This is a genomic window from Actinobaculum sp. oral taxon 183 str. F0552 (assembly GCF_000466165.1).
Classification (GTDB): domain Bacteria; phylum Actinomycetota; class Actinomycetes; order Actinomycetales; family Actinomycetaceae; genus Peptidiphaga.
On sequence record NZ_KE951405.1, the window covers coordinates 68,761 to 86,500 of the forward strand.

Genomic DNA, 17,740 nt, shown 5'->3' on the forward strand with positions numbered 1-17,740 from the left:
AACTCCTATGTCCGACATTCGTGACCCGGAGGTCACGATCGCCTCGCCTGTGAATGGTGAGGTAATCGATCTCGCCGACGTCCCCGATCCCGTGTTCTCCTCCAAAGCCGTGGGCGACGGGTTCGGGATCAAACCCGTGAGCGGGAATGTGGTCTCGCCCGTCGACGGCACCGTCATCATGGTGGCGGACACCGGTCACGCCATCGCGTTCGAAACCGACTCAGGCCTGGAGGTGCTCCTTCACCTGGGAATCGACACTGTTCAGTTGAAGGGCGAGCCGTTCGCCCTGAAAGCGAGCCTTGGCGACAGGGTTCGCGTCGGGCAGTCCATCGGCACCATGGATTTGGATGCCATCCTGAAGAAAGGCAAGAGCACCACCTCTATCGTGGTCTTCACCAACACCGATACCCGTCTGGTTTCTTTAAAGGTGACTCTGGGGATGGTCGATGCGGGCAAACCCGCTGCTCGCGCCGAAGTCACGAATGAGGCCGCTTCTGGGAGCGAAGCCGCCCCGGCGGAGGCGTCTACGGATCCGGCTTCCGATTCTGCTTCGGGATCTCCGGACCAGCCGACTCCCGCCGCTCAGAGGCCTGCTGCGGCTTCTTCGGCTGACGATGGATTGACGGGGCTCGACGCCACCGCTCGAGACATCATCGCCGGAATCGGCGGCGCGGACAACGTCCGCTCGGTCATCCACTGCATCACCCGCCTGCGCTTCTACCTGAAAGACGAGTCCCTGGCCGATGACGCCGCCGTGACCGAATCGGCCGATGTCATCGACGTCGCCAGGGCGGGAGGTCAATATCAGGTAGTCATCGGCCCGAAAGTGGCGCAGGTCTACAATGCCGTCGTCAAGCAGCTTCCCCAGGGTTCTGGCGAGGACGCCCCCGAGGAAGAGGAGAGGGAACGCCCGACGACGTTCGTCGGCTGGATGAAATACGGCTTCAGCTCGCTCATCGGCGTCATCACGGGATCGATGATCCCGATCATCGGCGTACTCGCAGCCTCCGGAATCCTCAAGGGAATCCTGGCGCTTCTCACGTACTACAAGGTCGTGGGCGACGAGACGGACACATATAAGTTCATCGACGCGATGTCTTCGTCGATGTTCTACTTCCTCCCGATCATCGTCGGCTTCACCGCTGCCAGGCGCTTGGGCGCCAATCCCATCGTCGTCGCCATCATAGGCGGAGTGCTCTGCTTCCCGACCCTGGTCGCCATGTCGAATCCCAAGGGAGAAGGCTACCACGTCATCGCCCAATTGGGCAAAACCGTGTTCAATGCGGACTTCTTCGGAATTCCTGTCGCTCTGCCGACCGGACGGGAAGGCATGGCCTATACGTCCACGATTTTCCCGATTATCGTCGCGGCATGGCTGGCATCGCGTTTGGAGCCATGGTTGGAGCGCTGGATTCCCGCCGTCATCCAATCGATGTTCGTTCCGCTCCTGGAGATCTTCATCGTCTCTGCCCTCATACTCGTGGTCTTCGGGCCGATCGTCATGTTCTTCTCCGGTTTCATCGCCAACGGGATCAACTCGATCATCACCTTCAACTACGTCTTCGCGGGCCTGGTCATCGGCGCACTGTATCAGTCGCTGGTCATTTTCGGCTTGCATTGGGCCGTCATTCCGATCATCGCCGCCCAGCTCGCCTCCAGCGGTGGCGGCGAATCGAGGATCAACGCCATCGTGTCCGCCACGATGATCGCCCAGGGCGCGGGCGCCCTCGCCATCTGGGTGAAATCGAAGAATCCGCGCATCAGGCAACTGGCCGGACCGGCGACGATCTCGGCCATGTGCGGCGTCACCGAACCGGCGATGTACGGCCTCAACCTCAAGTATGGTCGAGTCTTCATCACCGCGTCGATCGGCGGAGCCGTCGGCGGCCTGCTCACCGGTCTGTTCAACGTCAACATGTGGGGATTCACCGGCGCCTTCGTCGGTTTCCCCTCCTTCATCAGCAAGCAGGGCATCGACTCCAGTTTCACGGGATTCTGGATAGCGTCCTTGGCAACGGTGATCGTAGGCTTCCTGTGCACCTACTTCTTCGGTTTCAAGGAGTCGGATTTCGACGCCGAACGCGAAGTCAAGAAAGTGCGCCTAGGCAGGCGCGAACCCGTGGCCGAATAGCCGCGGAAGAATAGAAGCGGGGACGGCCGGGATCGCATTGGCCGTCCCCGCGTCCGTCCTTCGCATGCGCGGTCCGCCTTGATGCTCCGCGATTCACAGAGCGGGAGGCAGCCTCTGCGCCGTGGTGTGGAACTCGAATCCAACGGCCGAGTGGCGCGAAATGGTGTGCTCGAAGAGAACTCCCGCCGAATCGAATGTGGAGGATGTCACCACTACGACGCATCCCGTCCCGTCGAGGCGGAGAAGGCTGCGATCCTCTTCGGTCGATGGTTCGACCGTGACGATCCGCGTCGCACTGCTGACCGTCACGCCCAGCTCGTGTTCCAGGTGGGAGTAGATCGAGCTTTCGACGACCTGGCGCGTCAGGCGAGGAACGACGGAGCGGAGGAAGACATTCGTGTCGATGATCAGGGGGACGCCGTCGAGCGTCCGCACCCGACGAACCGTCAGGATGTCGGCTCCTTCCCGCATTCCGCTTCGATCGGCCAGGTCCGCGTCGACTGTGCCCTCGTCCAGGGACAGCATCCTGGTGCGGACTCCGACTCCATTGCGCGATGCAGCCTCTTTCAGCGATTCGATGCCGCCCAGGAGGAAGGCCGAAGGGTGTTGCGGAGGCGATGTCCGGCGCCGATGGATGACTTGGATCCCCCGACCCTGCATGGGCTGGATATGCCCCTGGCTGGCTAGGAGGGCCAGGGCTTTGCGCACAGTGTTGCGCGTACAGGAGAAATCCGTGGCCAGGACGTTCTCGGACGGCAACAGGCTTTGAAACTCGTATTCTCCCGACTCGATCCTGTGACGTAGAACCTGGAAGATGTAATCGTATTTCGCGCCTGACACTGAGCGAGACTCCCTTTGCACCTTGCTGGAACCGCTCGACTCCTTCGACGCCGTCCGCGGTGGCCGGCCCGTTGCCCGGCTAGACCCCGTGAAGCGAAGCTACCCGCTAGCCGTCTCGACCTGGTTCCGGAACGAAATGGACGGAGGCGATTTTATCAGGTATGCCGCCCAGTCCCGCCAGGCGATTCTGCCTGGCGGTACTGACTTCTCACAGACTGGCGGGGTATGGGATGACACGCCGATTCGTTCCTTCAAGCTTTGTCCCCACCGCACGTCAAAGCCGTCAATTTCCCTTCCTGGCGTCGGTTCGGGAAGACGCCTGCCGTTCGTACGCCTCGCGGTCTCTGCGTTCGCGAGGGCCGAAGTAGAACAGACCGGAGAGGATCGCGACGAGGAAGATGGCCAGCATGACGAAGAACAACGGCCAGATGCCCGTGAAGTAGATGGTCGGAATGGCCAATGCCGTCACCAGGCCCCCTCCGAAGAACGGCTCGAAGACGAGCTGCTTGTAGCCGAAGGCCTCGAATGCGGGGCTCTCGCCGTGGGGGTCGGTGATACGCATGAGGATCAGGCCGGTGGCGGTCACCCCCATCGACTGGCCGAAGTCGCCGATGCCCCGCTCGAACCAGAACCGGCCGATGACTCGAGGCGTGAACCACAGGAATATCGCTACGTTGACGGCGATTCCCGCGACCGAGAGGATCAGGAAGACTCCCAGGTTCCGCCCCACCGCCTGCAACGAGAGCGTGGCGATGGCGGCGACGATGAGGAAGTCCAGGGCCCAGCCCTGGATACGCAGCATCATCTGGTGGTCGATGAACCGCTCGGCGCCGGTCTTCCTGGCGATCAGCTGGAGGATCACTCCGCCCAGGAGGGCCATGGGGAACAGCGGGACATAGGTGAAGATCTCCAGATGCGTGTCGTGGTCGATCATCGTCTTGCCGTAGGTGACCCGTTCGATCCAACGCAGCCCCTCGAGGATGGACCAGCCGATGAGGATCGCGACCGCGACGATCCCCATGTGCAGTGAGAGCGGCTCCACCGACGCGGGACGGCTGGTCATGGTTCCCGCGGAATAGTGTTCGTCGGAGCGGAAGAGGCCCTTCTGCTCCTCCAGCGACATCTTCACATTGCCTTTGAGGATCTCCGTCTTGCCCGTGCGCACGCCCCAGTTGATCAGGGCGATGCCCACCACGATCCCGCTGACGATTCCGACCGTCGCCAATCCCACCGCGAGGTCTCCGCCTTCTTTGAAGCCCAGCTTGTCCATGACGCCGCGCATTCCGGCGGCTGTGCCGTGCCCGCCCTCGAAGGCCATTTCTATGAGGGAGCCCGTCATGCGCGAGGCGGAGAACAGCGGCACGAGGACGAATCCTGCGAGTAGCAGGCCCACCACGTACTGACTGGAGGCCAGGGCGGTTCCCAATGACAGCTGGGGGCCGAGCAGCTTCGCCGCCTTCCCGGGGCTGGGCAGCTGCTGCCCGAGGAACATCGTCGCGAAGATGACGCTGATGAGCAGGCCGGGGAGCGCCGACCATGTCGTGGACATGGCCTGCGTGAACAGCCCTCTGCCCTTCAGGGGGCCGTCGAAACGGCCGAGAACCTGGGGGCCCAAGAGCAGCAGGATTGTTCCCGCGACGATGGAACTGGGAAGGAACAGGCTTTGAATCCAGCGCACCTTCACTCGGATGATCTTGCCGACGAGCAGAGCTGCGCCTAGGGTCAACAGTGAGAATCCTACGGCTTCGGCTGACACGGGAACCTCCTCGCGATACTGGTGTCCGCGGCGGCGAAGACGACTTCCTTCGGACGCTGCGAATCGCTTGTCAATGATCGGGTAAACGAGTGCCGCCCGAGGGCAAGGCATTCGACGTGCGTCGCAAGACGACTCCCGTAGCCGCCAATTCTAAGCGCATGCTCAGAATTTAGTAAAGGGTTAGTAAAAAACGGGAGTGGAATGTTTATTCTTCAGGGCGATTCCGTTCTAGAAAACAGCGATGTTGTCTATGAGAATTGCAATCTTCATTTAGAGTATTTATTCCATAGCGGTTTTCTCGGTATCCAGCGTAGAGCGAGCACCCCGAGGCCGGCGCACAGCAGGGCGGCGATGCCTGCCGCAGTGTGCAAACCGCACACGAATGCCTCTTTCGCCTGATCGCTCACTGCGTCTGAAAGCTCGGCGGCAAGCGTTTCGCCGAGCGTGGGAGCGATGCCGGGTCCGCACAACCGGAATACCAAAGTGGCGGCGGAGCCGAGCAGGGCGATGCCCAGAGCGTTGCCGACCTCGTTCGACGTTTCCGCTATCGCACCCGCAGAACCCCCTCGATTGGCCGGAACCGCACCGACTGCCGTATCGGCCACGAGCGAGAAGGAGATCCCGTAGCCGACCCCCGAAACGACCGTGGACACCGCGTACCAGAGGATTCCCCGGGTGGCCGTCGTCGCGAGGAGAAGAATCAGGCCCACGGCCATGAAGAAGTGGCATGAGACCAGCGCGTAGCGCTCTCCGATCCGCTCGACGGCGGCGGGTGTGAAAACGCATGCGAGCATCAGTACCACGGCGCCGGGGAGCGCAAGCAGAGCCTCCTCGAACACGCTGAGGCCGAGAACGGACTGCAGGTAGACGCCGGTCAGGTACGCGGCGGCCGACCATGCCACTAACGACAGCAGCCCGGTGGCGATGGCGACCGCGAACGCCTTCCCCCGGAACAGGCGTACATCCACCAGCGGGTATTCCAAAGTCCGCTGACGCAGGAGGAACCAGACGAGCACACCGACGCCCGCGATCCCCGCCACCGCAGCGCGCGGCGACGGACCGTAAGCGGCGCCGCTCTTGACCGCGTAGACGGTCAGCAGGAGCCCGCCCGCCGAAAGTGCGATGCTCGGTACGTCGATGCCGCCGGGTCGGGTTGCGCGAACCTCTCGCAGAACGAACGGTGCCAAAACGAGGAAGGCCGCTGTGACCGGCAGATTGATGAGGAAAACGGCTCCCCAGTCGAAATGGCTGAGAAGCTGACCGCCGATGACGGGCCCGATCGCGAATCCGGCGGCGAAGGTCGCAGCGAAGATGCCGATCGCCCGGGAACGCTGCCGGGCGTCCTCGAACAGCTCGCTGAGAACCGCCAGCCCCGACGGCAGCAGAGTTGCCCCGCCCAAGCCCATGAGGCCGCGCGAAGCGATGAGGAGCTCGGGAGAGGGCGACAGCGCCGCACTGGTGGAGCCCAGACCGAACACGGCGGTGCCGGCCATGAGCAATCTGAGCCTGCCGAACCGATCCCCGAGGTTTCCGAAGGCTATGAGCAGGGAGCCGACGACGAAGCCGTAGACGTCGAGGATCCACAGCGCTTGGTCGGCGGTTGGGTCCAATGCCTGAGTGATGCGTGGCATCGCCAGGAACAGCACCGAGCCGTCCATCGAGACCAGCAGCACCGGGCCGAGCACGACCGACAGGCCGAACTATGCCCGGCGCCCGGCCCCTCCCGAAGAAGCCGAACTCTTCGAGACTCCACTGAATTCGTCCATGCGCTCGATTCTCGAGGCGCACTGCGATCGCGACCAGCCCCCTGAGGAGAGTGCAACCGGCTTGCCTACACCTGACAGGTGCAGGCATGGGACCGGCGGTGAGGACTTGACTGAGACGGCTACCATCGATGCCATGCCCACGGAGAGCTTCGGCACGTTTCTGAGGATGCGGCGTAGCCGTGTCACCCCCGAGATGGCCGGTCTGCGCGCGTACGGCACGCCTCGACGCGTCGCAGGCCTCAGGCGCGAGGAGCTCGCCCAACTCGCGGGCGTCAGCGTCGGCTACTACACCCGGCTCGAACAGGACCAGGCGGGCGCGGTCTCGATGCAGGTCATCGACGCCCTCGCCCGCGTGCTCGACCTCGGCGGCCCCGGGACCGCCCACCTGCATAACCTCGCCCACCGCCCCGCTACGAGCCGGCTGGCGAATCCCGCTCCCGAAATTCCCGCTCCGCGCGTGCTGGCGCTCCTCGACTGCCTGGGAGAGAGCGTTCCCGCGATCGTACTGGGACGCCGTGGCGACATCCTCGCGTGGAACCGCACCGGCCACGCACTCATCGCCGAGCATCTCGATTACGAGGCGCCCTCGGACCCGGACGGCAGGCCGTCGATCCCGCGGATGTTCTTCCTGGATCCCGTGCTACGCAGCCAGTACCGGAATTGGGAGGAGCTCGCGCGCGTCCACGTCGCATACTTGCGGCTGACCGCGGGACGCTACCCCTGCGACGCCCGACTGGCCGACCTCATCGGCGAGCTGACGATGCGCAGTCGTGAATTCACGGACATGTGGGCGGCCGGCGACGTCAGCGACTGCACAGCCGGCCCCATGGACATGCGACACCCGTATGCCGGCGATCTCGACGTCGACTACCAGGTCTGGCTCCAACCCGACAGCCCCGACCACCGTCTGGAGGTGTACACCCCGCGAGACCGGGAGTCGGCGGAGCGGCTGAGCCGCATCGTCGCCGATTCCCCTCAGGCCCGCTTCGATCGCACTTCGGCTCCCGGCCACAAACCCGGGAACGGAAAACGCGCGGCAGCCGCCCGTTCGCGCCGACGGCCTGACTAGCCTCCGACGCGAACGGAACGACCAACCGCATCCACACACGCGGAAGGGAGAGGGGGGATGCGAGTCCCTCCCTATTCGGCGGCGATCTCTGGCACGATCGCCACCTTGACGCCGCTTCCGGAGACGGCGAATTCGATGCCCTCGACGACGTCGTCGAGCTCGAAGGTATGGGTGTGAAGCGACTTCACATCGATCGCCCCTTCGGAGATGAGGCGGAGGGCCTTCTCGTGGCTGGCCCGGCCGGAGTTCGACGCGCCCGTGACCACGAGCTCGCCGTAGTGGATGAGGTTCGGGTCCACGTTGGACAAGGCGCCCTTGGGGAAACCCGCGAAGGCGTTGACGCGGCCGCGCTTGCGGACGATCTGGAAGGCCTGCTGGACGAGTGCGTTGTGGCCGATGCAGATCACGGCGACGTCGGCCCCGCGGCCGTCGGTCAGACCCCGGACGAACTCCCCGAGGTCCTGCGCGGTCGGGTCGACCGTGTGGGTGGCGCCCAGTTTTTCGGCCAGGGCCCGTCGTTCTCCGGCGGGATCCGAGACGATCACCTGCGAGGCTCCGTACAGGCGGTTCACCTGGGTGTGCAGCAGCCCGATCGGCCCCGCGCCGATGACGACCACGGTGTCGCCCGCATCGGGCTGGTAGTTCGCGGCGCCGTTGAGCACGCACCCGAGCGGTTCGGCCAGCGCGGCCTCGACTGCGGACACGTTCGATTCGGCGCGGAAGACCCCTCCGCGCTCCATGGCCTGAGCGGGGATCCGCACGTAATCGGCCAGACCACCGTCCAACGCGTAGCCGAAGAGCGTCGAACGGGTGCACAGGTGCTCGGCTCCGGCCTTGCAGTAGTAGCACGCTAGGCAGGGAACGGTCGGCATGACGCTGACCAGGTCTCCCTCGGAGAAGCCGGCCACGCCGTGACCGACTTCGACGACGAAACCGGAGATCTCGTGCCCGAGGACCACGCCGAGGTCTATGCCCGCCGTCTTCTCCCCGCGCAGAATCCGGCCGTCCGTTCCGCATACGGTGTTCGCGCCCACTTTCAGGACGAGTTCGCCCTCGCCCGCGTGGGGAGTGGGGATGTCGCGCAGTTCCAGCTGGCCCGGACCGGCGAAGACCGCCCCCTTCATCTTCTCCTCCCATCCTCGATGGCGGATGCGCCTGCTCTCACGACGCCGAAGGGCCGCGGCAGACGCAGTGGTTGTGGCAAGAGTGGCTTCGAGTTCGCCATGTCTTCTCCTTGTGCGATATAAGATGCTGCGTTCCATGGATCGGTGCGTCCCGACGACACGACTCGCCGCGGTGCGCATGCGTTCCCGCCCGTCGCGGGCGGGAACGCATGGCGGTCACCTCGCCTGGATGTCGGCGAGCTTGTGGCTCATGGGAGCCGTCGCCGGGTAGAGGTCGAGGTAGATCTGGAACATCTCGCTGTAGAGGTCGACGTTCTCGGGGTTCGGTTCGACCTCCCTCTCGGCTTCGTTCCACGTCGTATCCGTGTCGATGCAGCCGGCCGCCATCGCCGCCAACTGGGCGTCGCCGTACGAGGCTCCGATCGAGACCTTGGGGATGTACTGCTTGATGCCGATGATGTCGGACATGATCTGCGGCCACAGGCCGCCCGTCGTGCCGCCCCCGACGGCCCAGTACTCGGTCGCCTCGCCGCCGCACTTCCTGATGGCCTCCAGGAGGTGGCGGGACCCGAAGCCGGTGGCCTCCAGGGCGGAGCGGTAGACGTCGCCGTGGGAATGCGTCAGATTCAGGCCCGCGAGCAGTCCGCGCGCATTCGGATCGGCGATCGGCGTCCGCTCGCCCGAGAAATAGGGGAGCATGATCAGGCCGCGCGAACCGGCCGGGGTCTGCGCCGCGAGCTTGGTGAGCTCGTCGTATCCCTTGCCGGTCAGGTCGGCGACCCATGTGGTCAGGGAGCCCGTCGTCGACATGCCGCCCGACAGATTGGAGGTCCCCTGGAGCAGGCCCGCGTTCGACCAGAGCGAGGGCCCCTGGAGGGCGTGGTCCGAGATCTGGACGGCGACCATCGTCGAGCCGTACATGAGCATGACCTGGCCGGGCTGGCTCACCCCCACCGAAAGCGCCTCGACGAAGGCGTCCACCGAGCCCACGGCCACCGGCGTGCCGGGTCGCAGGCCCGTGATGCGGGCGGCGTTGTCCGTGATCCTGCCCGCGACCTCGTTGGACCACATGAGCCTGGGCATCGGCAGGTCGCCGCAGATGTCCTTGACCCATTCGTCGACCCAGTCATTCGTGAACGGCGAGTAGAGGGGCTCGCACATCGAAGCGGCCAGATGGTCGAGCACGTACTCGCCCGTCAGGTGGAAGACGCAGTAGGTGTGCGCCATGAGGAAGCGCTTCGTCTTGGCCCACACCTCGGGCTCGTTGCGCTTGACCCATTCGATCTTCGGGCCGACCGACTGCGACGTCATGCCGTTGCCGCAGACCTCCAGGACCCTGTCCGCTCCGTAGCGCTCGGTCAGCTCGTCGATCTCCAGCGCCGAACGGGTGTCGACGCCGTAGAGGATCGCCGGGCGGAGGGCGCCTCCCCGCTCGTCGGCCGCGAGGAAGACGGGCCCGATGCCCGAGATGCACAGGCCGGCGACGTCGCCCTTGGCGCGCGTGGCCAGCCGGCGGCAGATCTCGACGACGTCCTGCCACCACACCTCGTCGGGATCGTGTTCGGCCCATCCGGGCTTCGGGAAGGACGTGTCGTGGCGGACGACCTCGCTGTAGAGAACGTTCCCCTGCGTGTCGGAGAGGACTCCCTTCGTCGAACCGGTGCCGATGTCAATGCCGATGACGAGTTCAGACATACTCAATCTCCTTTGAAAGAGTGTATTTTATTTGAATGCGCGAACATACAGATTCTCACATGAACATATGTTCGCGTCAAGAATTTCACGTTTTCTGCAATATTCATGATCGGGGGCGGCGTGCAGGCGGCCCTCCGAGCCGTCTCAATGCATCAACTGCCCTCCGCTGACGTCCACCGTCGCCCCCGTCATGTACTTCGCCCGTTCGGAGACGAGGAAGACGGCGATGTCGGCGATGTCGGCCGGAGCGGCCACATAGCCGATGGGGATCTTGGCTTCGTAGTATTCGCGTCGCTCCTCCAGAGCCTTGGCCACCATGGGCGAATCCATCATGCCGATCGCTATGGCGTTGACGGTCACGCCGCACGGCCCCAGTTCCCGTGCCATCGAACGCGTGAGGGTGACGAGCCCGCCCTTCGCCGCGGCGTAGGGAATGTGCCCGGTGGACGAGCCGCGGAACGCCGCCTGCGACGTCACGTTGAGGATGCGCCCCGTGCGCCCCTCGCCCGTGCAGTGCTCGACGAACATCTGGGAGAGCAGCATCGGCGCCTTGAGGTTCACGTCGATGGACAGGTCCCAGTCGCGCTCCGTTATCGTCCCGACCGAGCACGTGAGCCACACGCCGGCGTTGTTGACGAGGACGTCGAGGCCGCCCAGGCGCTCGACCGCCTGGGCGAACAGCGCCGAGACCTGAGCCGAGTCGGCGAGGTCCGCCTGGATCGCCGTGACCCCGCCCTCCGATTCGTCGACGAGCGCTTGTGCCTCGCCCTGTCGGCTGCGGTAGTTCACGGCGACGTTCGCCCCCTCGGCCACGAGCGCGCGCGTGAGCGCCGCGCCCAGCCCGGAGGCCCCTCCCGTGACGAGGATGCGCTTTCCGGTCAATCCCAGATCCATGTCTACCCCTCCTCGAGTGCCGTGAGAATCCGCTTGCTGAGCATGCGGGGGGTCTTGCGGAAGGCATCCTTGGTGCTTCCGGCCAGATGGGAGGTGATCGTGACGTTGCGCAGCGTCAGCCACCGCGAATCGGCCGGGAGCGGTTCGCGGTCGAAGGTGTCGATGGCGGCCCCCATGATGCGTCCGGCCTCCAGGCAGTCCAGCAGCGCCTCCTCGTCGACGAGCCCCGAGCGGGCCGTATTGACGAGGATCGCCGACGGCTTCATGCGCGCCAGGAGATCCCTGTCGATGAGGTGGTGCGTGTCCGCCGAGAGCCGCGAATGGATGGACAGAACGTCCGAGGCTGCCACGAGGTCGGCCAGGTCCTCCACTTTGGTTCCCCACGGGCTGGACTGGCAGTACGGATCGTAGAAGACGCAGGTTGCGTCCATGCCCGTCAGGAACTTCATGACCAGTTGGCCGATGGCGCCCGCACCCACGATGCCGACCGTCCGCCCCTCCAGTTCGGGGATGTCCTCGCCGTTGGGGAAGTCCTTGAGCCACACATGCTCCATCATCGCCGCGTGGGTGCGGGCGATGTTGCGGGTTTCGGCCAGAATCAGCCCGACGGCGAACTCGGCCACGGCTCGGGCGTTGCGGCCGGGCGTGTTGACGACGCGGATCCCGCGGGCCTGGGCGGCCTGACGGTCGACGTTCTCCGTGCCGCCCCGCAGGACGCCGATGATCTTCAGGTTCGAGGCCGCATCGACGAGTTGCGTGCCGATCGGGGCGAATTGGGTGATCACGACGTCGGCATGCTGCGCCAGAGAGGACAGGTCGTCGTCGAGCGGTACGGCGTTCGGCCCGTGCTGCTCGACGAGCAGGTTGATTTCCTGGAGCCTCTCGATCGAGTCGGCGGCGTTCCAGGTCACGACGTCGACGTCGTGACCGGCCTCGCGCAGGGCGCTCGTGCCCTCCTCGAGCATGTCCGCGGGAATGTAGGGATCCGCGATGGCTAGGATCTTCATGGTCAGTCCTCCTTCTTCTCCGGTTCGCCGGGTGCGGGCGTCGATGCGGATGGTCCGGACGCCTCCGGCGCGGGAGCGTCCGCCGGCCCCGCCGCCGCGTTCCCGGCGAGGACGTCGATGTGCCTGCGGAAGCGGGCGTAGCGGCGCCGGAAGAGGTCGGTGAATTCGGGGTTCGGGTGCACGGTCTCGCGCGGGGCGGAGGTCATCGACTCGACCGCCGTGTGGATGTCGGGGTAGAGGCCGGCGGCGACGGCCGAGCAGATGGCCGTGCCGAGGGTCCCCGATTCGGCCGCGTCGACGACGTCCACGGGCGCGCCGATGGCGTCGGCGAACATCTGAGTCCAGATCTTCGAGTTCGCCGCCCCGCCGGTGAAGCGGACATGGCCCTTCAGGGTCGTGTACTCGCGGAGCTTCGCGATGTGGTACATGTGCGAGAAGATGACGCCTTCGTACACGGCCCGGACGATGTGTCGGATGTCGTGGAAGGCCGTCAAGCCGACGAACTCGGCCCGACCGTCGGGGATGACCGACGTGCCGTTGACGTAGGGCACGAAGAACGGGTCGTCTTCGCCGGGCGTGAAGTCGAGGATCATCCTCTCGCAGATCTCGAAGACTTCCCCGTCGTTCAGCTCCTCGTGCCCGAAGCGCTCGAGGGTCTGGCGGATGACCTGACGGACGAACCAGTCGAGGTTGCTCACCCCGTTCGGGCTGGCCTCGAGGATGAGCCACGAGTCGGGGACGGCGTAGGCCATCGTGAGGAACACGTCCTCGGAGGTGTCGAGTTCGCGGGAGATGACTTCGTTGATCGACCACGTGCCGGTGATGACGCACAGCTCGTTCTCGGTTACGAGCCCGGCGGCCAGTGCGCCGGCCGCGACGTCCATCACTCCGCCGGCCACCGGGGTCCCCTCGACCAGTCCGGTGAGTTCGGCCGCCTCCTTCGTCACGTAGCCCGCGATGTCGGCCGGGCCGCACAGCTCCGGGATCTTCCCCATCCACCTGGTCAGCCCCAGGAAGTCGAAGACGTCGGGGTCGAGTCGCAGGGAGCGGACGTCGAGGAAGCCGATGGCCGAGCAGTCGGTCGTCTCGATCGCCGCCTTCCCCGTCAAGCGGAAGCGGATGAAGTCCTTCGCGCACAGGACGTAGTCGGTTCGCTCCCACACGTCGGGCTCGTTCGCGTCCAGCCACGCCAGCAGGGCGGGCGGCTGGCCGGCCCAGATCTCGGATCCGGTCTTGGCCCTCATCCGGGTGCGGAACTGCGGGTCGGCCATCCATTCGTCCACGATGGACTGGGCCCGCCCGTCCGTCGAGATGATCCCCGGCCGTACGCCGCGCCCCTGTCCGTCGACGAGGTAGAGGCCGTTGCCGTGGCCGGTCACCGCGAGGGCGGCGATCTCCGCGGGGTCGATGCCGGAGGCCTCCAGGCAGCGGCGGATTGCCCGGACGTTGGCCTGCCAGAACTCTTCGATGTCGCGTTCGGAGAACAGGGGCTTGGGGGTCAGGGTGTCCAGGTGCGCCTGATCGAGGGCGATGATCGAACCGTCCACGTCGTAGATCGCGGCCTTGGTGAATGTGCCGCCGTTATCTATGCCGAGGACATAGCGGGGTGCCATGAAGACTCCTTCGTCTTGTTATCATTTGCGTGATTTAATTATGAATTGCGTGAATTTCGTGGAGTAGGCGGATGTATGCGTGATTTCCGGTCTACTTCCACAAAGCTGTGCTGCTTGCGGTGATCGCTCGATAGCCGCGAGCGAAGAGGGTGTCGGCGTCGTCTGCGCTGGCGATCATCCCCCCGGCCATGAGGGTTGCTGCGCTGTGCCACCGGGCGAACAGCGTGCTGAATCGCGAAGCCAGCACGCCCGGGAGCACCTCGATGCCGTCGGGGTGGGATTCGGCGAGGATCTCCAGGCTCCGCTCCAATGAGCGCGAATCCATGAGGAAAACCCGTTGGACCGCCCACAGCCCGCATTTCTGTGCGGCCGAGACCACTTGGGAGCTCTGCGAGAACACGCCGTCGAGCCGGTACATGTTCTTCAAGAGCTTGATCCCCTCGCGATCCGGCCTGAAGCCGCCGAGCAGATCCGCATGTACGACCACTCGCTTGTCCGCCTCGCGAAGACGGCAGGCGAGCGCCTCCAGGTTGCCTATGTGCACATTGGACAGGAGCACGAGGGGGCAGGGGCTGGCGATTGCCGCCTCCACGTCCTGGAGGCGGCGAATCGAAGGGATGACGGAGTTCTCGGGGATACGGATCATTGATCGATGTCGGAGTAGATGCCCATGGCCTGGGCTCCGGTCGCGTTCTCGTGAACGAGGGCGCTCAGTGCGGAGACCACGGCCAGGGGCTTGGGATCCTGGGTGATGTTGCGGCCCACTGCGACTCCCGAGGCGCCGCGGGCGATCGCGTCGGCGACGAAGGCGAAGTAGGTCTCGTGGTCCGACTTCGGGCCGCCGAGGACCAGCACCGGCACCGTGCAGTTCTCGGCGATGAGCCGGTCGTCCTCCGTTCCCGAGTAGCGGGTCTTGATGACGTCGGCGCCGAGCTCCTCCGAAAACCGGGCGGCGGTGGCGATCGTGCGGGGGTCGTTCGACTCCGGCGTGGTGACCGGATACCCGTAGGGCAGGGCCTCGCAGATGAGCGGCATGCCCCATTCGTCGCCCTCGCTGGCCAGGCGGGCGGCGAACTCGTTCGTGGTCCGTTCGTTGAGCGCGCCGGGGAAGTTCATCATCACGACGCCGTCGGCCCCGACGCGCAGCGCGTCCTCGATGCCGAAGACCGGCATGTTGTCGGGCACGCTCGGATCGAACACGGCCGTGCTCGCGTCCACTCGCAGGCACATGCCCACGTCGGAGAAGCACTCGGCGAAGTTCTTGGCCTGTCCGTAGGTGACGAGGACGTTGTCCAGGCCGTGCTCGGCCATGGCGGGAACGGTCCGCGCGGCGTGGTCGACGCCCGCCGTCTTCGCGCTGAAGCCGAAACCGTCGAGGGCCAGCGTGACCGATCGGCCGTCGGCGGCGAAGATCTTGCTCATGCGTCGAGTTTTCGACATTGAATCCTCCTTGATATGTCGGCAAAATCCTCGATATACAGAAATAAAAGGCCCGGGTGAACGCGTCACCGGCGAGCCTTCATGTCTATCTCGGGTTGATATTTTGTTATGCGTGGACCATACCACATCGCACCGGGGCAGTGGCAACATCGCCGACCACGCCCGGGTTGGCGCGAATCGCTCGACGGAGCCCGGCTCGCCTCGACCGTACATGCACAGTCGACGACAACTGTGATCTCGGAAATCAGCACAGCGGGATCGGCCCGGCAATGGGGCGCCTATCCCGGGGCCGAGATAACCATGCCGAGTGCCCCGTGGCCGAAGGGCGGCGAAAGGTAGTCTCTGGGCATGGACAGACGTACGCCACCTGAGGGTCGATGGCTCGCCATGGTCAAACTCGGCCCGAAATCCCAGATTGTCATCCCCAAGGAAGTCCGTGACCTTTTCAACCTTGCGCCCGGAGACTCGTTGTTGTTGCTCGCCGACCGCGACCGAGGCATCGCCCTGGTGGACCCCGAAGAACATTCCGATGTCATCGACAGCGTGATGGGAGACGCTCCGCTCGCCCCGGCGCAGGACGAGAGGAAACTGCGAGCGGGAAGGAAGCCGCCGCCGTCGATCGCCCAGCGCACGCCGTCGCAGCCGCCGGAGGATTCCACCGGCGACTCCGAGAGGGGAGAGTGAGCTCCGGGCAAGCGAATTCCGCCCGATTCCGCGTTCGCCGCCTCGGCGTCTGCGGAGAGACCTCGCCGGTGCGGCTCGGGCCCCCAGAACCGCGCCGAGGGAGCGGACGAGGGGTTGAACATGGTGGGGCAACGCCCCGTCCACCACTGGCCGGCCGTGGGAGGCCTGAAATCGCTCGCACTTCGCGGAGCACCGCTAACCCGTTGCGTGCCGGCGCCGCCGCGTCCGGGGCAGTGAGTCCGGCGAGCGGCGTTCCGCCCGGTCCGCACAGCCACGGTGGCTGCGACCTAGGCAGCGGTGCACGGGCCGCTAGATCCGGATTTTCCGGCCCAGGGTTGTAAAAATCGTTCCCATAGGGTGAACCTTCGTCCGAAGCGCGACGATGGATACGGTTGGAACGTAACGGAATTATGGACGGCACGCGCCGTCCAATGCCAGTCAAAGGAGAACTCATGAAGCGTTTCACTCGTTTCCTTTCAGCCGCCGCAGCCTTCGCCATGGTGGGGGGAGGCCTGGCGGCGTGCGGATCGGACAAGAAGGACGGCGGCCTAGGCGGCATGTCCTCGGCCTCGGTGTCCGACAAGCAGGTCTCGGCCTATCTCAACGAGGCCGCACGGGCCGCCGGGCCGAAGGCCAGGCCGATGCCGAGAACTCAGAAGCTCCCCGAGATCGATACGCGCCAGGCCAGTGATGGGAGCTATTCCATCGCGATCACGCTCAACAGCGTGACGGTGACCGGAGGGTTGACGACCGTCATCTTCACCGCTAAGAACGCGGCGAACGGAGCTGACGACGGCAACTGGCAGGTTGGAGATTTCTTCTTCAACGGAGAGTACGAGATCCCCGTCAACGACAGCGGCGATAAAATGAAGATCAGCAATAACGGTAGAGCCGACGGGGTGACCGTCGTCGACGGGAAGAACCAGACCGTCTACCGGGCCGCATACGACAGATCTGGGAAATGCCTGTGCTCGAGCAACCTGACCTCGGTGAGCATCAAGCCGCAGAAGTCCTATACCTTCCAGGTCACCTTCGCCGGCTTGCCCAAGGACGTCAAGGAAGTCAACGTCAACATCCCCGGCGCGGGCAGCTTCGACAACGTGAAGGTGACGCGATGAAGGGCCGTCGTGTGATCGGCGCGGTCCTGGCCATCGGCCTCTCCCTGGCCGCGGCGCCCGCCTGGGCGGAAGACGAGACGGACGCCCCCGGGGCCAAGGCGTCGTCGGACAAGTCCTCGTCGACGTTGGGAGTCACGAATTTCATGGTGCCCCCCGCGTCGCGGAAGGCCGACGTCGCCGTCAGGATGAAGCCCTTGAAGCCCGTGATGAACGTGGTTCTGCGCAAGGGTACGGCCGACGGCGCCGCCAGGACCGAGCAGAGCAAGGACGGAATCAAGACGACACTCGCCGGCGACGTGAACTTCGAGCCGGACTCTCCCACCCTGACCGAGCGCGCCAAGCAGATCCTCGACGGAGTGGCCGGCCAGTGGGCGACGGACAAACCCTCGGGCGAGGTGTCGGTCGTCGGGCACACGGACTCCGTGGCCGACGACGCCCACAACCAGACCCTGTCCGAACAGCGGGCGGCCTCGGTCAAGGCCTATCTGGAGGGCAAAGCCTCGGGGGTGAAGATCGCCGCCTCCGGAAAGGGCGAGACCCAGCCCGCCGCATCGGAGACGAATCCCGACGGCTCGGTCAGCGAGGCGGGGAAGGCCGCCAACC

15 protein-coding genes are annotated in these 17,740 nt (G+C 65.2%); 5 read left to right on the plus strand and 10 right to left on the minus strand.

The features are described 5' to 3' along the window. Positions 1 to 7 precede the first annotated feature (7 nt). On the plus strand, positions 8 to 2,131 hold the full coding sequence (locus tag HMPREF0043_RS00255) for a glucose PTS transporter subunit IIA (protein ID WP_021600716.1): 2,124 nt from the start codon (positions 8 to 10) through the stop codon (positions 2,129 to 2,131). 93 nt (positions 2,132 to 2,224) lie between these two features. On the opposite strand, the gene HMPREF0043_RS00260 is transcribed toward HMPREF0043_RS00255, so the two are convergent. The 3 genes from HMPREF0043_RS00260 to HMPREF0043_RS00270 form a co-directional block, all read right to left on the minus strand. Then, the gene (locus HMPREF0043_RS00260; protein WP_021600717.1) at positions 2,225 to 2,971 is read right to left on the minus strand and encodes a UTRA domain-containing protein; all 747 of its coding nucleotides are present in this window, start codon (positions 2,969 to 2,971) and stop codon (positions 2,225 to 2,227) included. Positions 2,972 to 3,254: 283 nt separating this feature from the next. Further along, positions 3,255 to 4,697 carry a sodium/glutamate symporter gene (locus tag HMPREF0043_RS00265; protein WP_021600718.1) on the minus strand — a complete coding sequence of 481 codons (1,443 nt, stop codon included), beginning with the start codon at positions 4,695 to 4,697 and terminating at the stop codon, positions 3,255 to 3,257. 296 nt (positions 4,698 to 4,993) lie between these two features. After that, a complete protein-coding gene (locus HMPREF0043_RS00270; protein WP_021600719.1) occupies positions 4,994 to 6,412 on the minus strand; it encodes an MFS transporter in 1,419 nt (472 codons plus the stop codon). Between the two features lie 214 nt (positions 6,413 to 6,626). Here HMPREF0043_RS00270 and HMPREF0043_RS00275 point away from each other — a divergent pair, with 214 nt between their 5' ends. Beyond that, on the plus strand, positions 6,627 to 7,562 hold the full coding sequence (locus tag HMPREF0043_RS00275; protein ID WP_051317346.1) for a helix-turn-helix transcriptional regulator: 936 nt from the start codon (positions 6,627 to 6,629) through the stop codon (positions 7,560 to 7,562). 71 nt (positions 7,563 to 7,633) lie between these two features. Here HMPREF0043_RS00275 and HMPREF0043_RS00280 read toward each other — a convergent pair whose 3' ends face one another. The 7 genes from HMPREF0043_RS00280 to HMPREF0043_RS00310 all read right to left on the minus strand — a co-directional run bounded on the left by HMPREF0043_RS00280 (position 7,634) and on the right by HMPREF0043_RS00310 (position 15,335). After that, positions 7,634 to 8,686 (minus strand): zinc-dependent dehydrogenase, encoded by a 1,053-nt coding sequence (locus HMPREF0043_RS00280; RefSeq protein ID WP_021600721.1) that lies wholly within the window; start codon positions 8,684 to 8,686, stop codon positions 7,634 to 7,636. Between the two features lie 216 nt (positions 8,687 to 8,902). Further along, the gene (locus HMPREF0043_RS00285; protein ID WP_021600722.1) at positions 8,903 to 10,381 is read right to left on the minus strand and encodes an FGGY-family carbohydrate kinase; all 1,479 of its coding nucleotides are present in this window, start codon (positions 10,379 to 10,381) and stop codon (positions 8,903 to 8,905) included. A 144-nt stretch (positions 10,382 to 10,525) separates the two neighbouring features. Continuing rightward, the gene (locus tag HMPREF0043_RS00290; protein WP_021600723.1) at positions 10,526 to 11,275 is read right to left on the minus strand and encodes an SDR family NAD(P)-dependent oxidoreductase; all 750 of its coding nucleotides are present in this window, start codon (positions 11,273 to 11,275) and stop codon (positions 10,526 to 10,528) included. Positions 11,276 to 11,277: 2 nt separating this feature from the next. Beyond that, positions 11,278 to 12,282, minus strand: coding sequence for a 2-hydroxyacid dehydrogenase (locus HMPREF0043_RS00295; RefSeq protein ID WP_021600724.1), 1,005 nt, complete (start codon positions 12,280 to 12,282; stop codon positions 11,278 to 11,280). A 2-nt stretch (positions 12,283 to 12,284) separates the two neighbouring features. Beyond that, on the minus strand, positions 12,285 to 13,895 hold the full coding sequence (locus HMPREF0043_RS00300) for an FGGY-family carbohydrate kinase (RefSeq protein WP_021600725.1): 1,611 nt from the start codon (positions 13,893 to 13,895) through the stop codon (positions 12,285 to 12,287). Between the two features lie 91 nt (positions 13,896 to 13,986). Continuing rightward, a complete protein-coding gene (locus HMPREF0043_RS00305) occupies positions 13,987 to 14,541 on the minus strand; it encodes a glycerol-3-phosphate responsive antiterminator (RefSeq protein WP_021600726.1) in 555 nt (184 codons plus the stop codon). After that, positions 14,538 to 15,335, minus strand: coding sequence for a class I fructose-bisphosphate aldolase (locus HMPREF0043_RS00310; protein WP_040317444.1), 798 nt, complete (start codon positions 15,333 to 15,335; stop codon positions 14,538 to 14,540). Before HMPREF0043_RS00310 ends, HMPREF0043_RS00305 begins: the two co-directional genes overlap by 4 nt. A 387-nt stretch (positions 15,336 to 15,722) precedes the next feature. Between HMPREF0043_RS00310 and HMPREF0043_RS10420 the strand changes: the two genes are divergently transcribed. The 3 genes from HMPREF0043_RS10420 to HMPREF0043_RS00325 all read left to right on the plus strand — a co-directional run. Then, a complete protein-coding gene (locus HMPREF0043_RS10420) occupies positions 15,723 to 16,019 on the plus strand; it encodes an AbrB/MazE/SpoVT family DNA-binding domain-containing protein (RefSeq protein WP_021600728.1) in 297 nt (98 codons plus the stop codon). A gap of 452 nt (positions 16,020 to 16,471) precedes the next feature. After that, positions 16,472 to 17,137 (plus strand): hypothetical protein, encoded by a 666-nt coding sequence (locus HMPREF0043_RS00320; RefSeq protein WP_021600729.1) that lies wholly within the window; start codon positions 16,472 to 16,474, stop codon positions 17,135 to 17,137. Further along, a partial coding sequence (locus HMPREF0043_RS00325; protein WP_021600730.1) for an OmpA family protein occupies positions 17,134 to 17,740 on the plus strand: 607 nt, incomplete at its 3' end. The genes HMPREF0043_RS00320 and HMPREF0043_RS00325, both read left to right, overlap by 4 nt.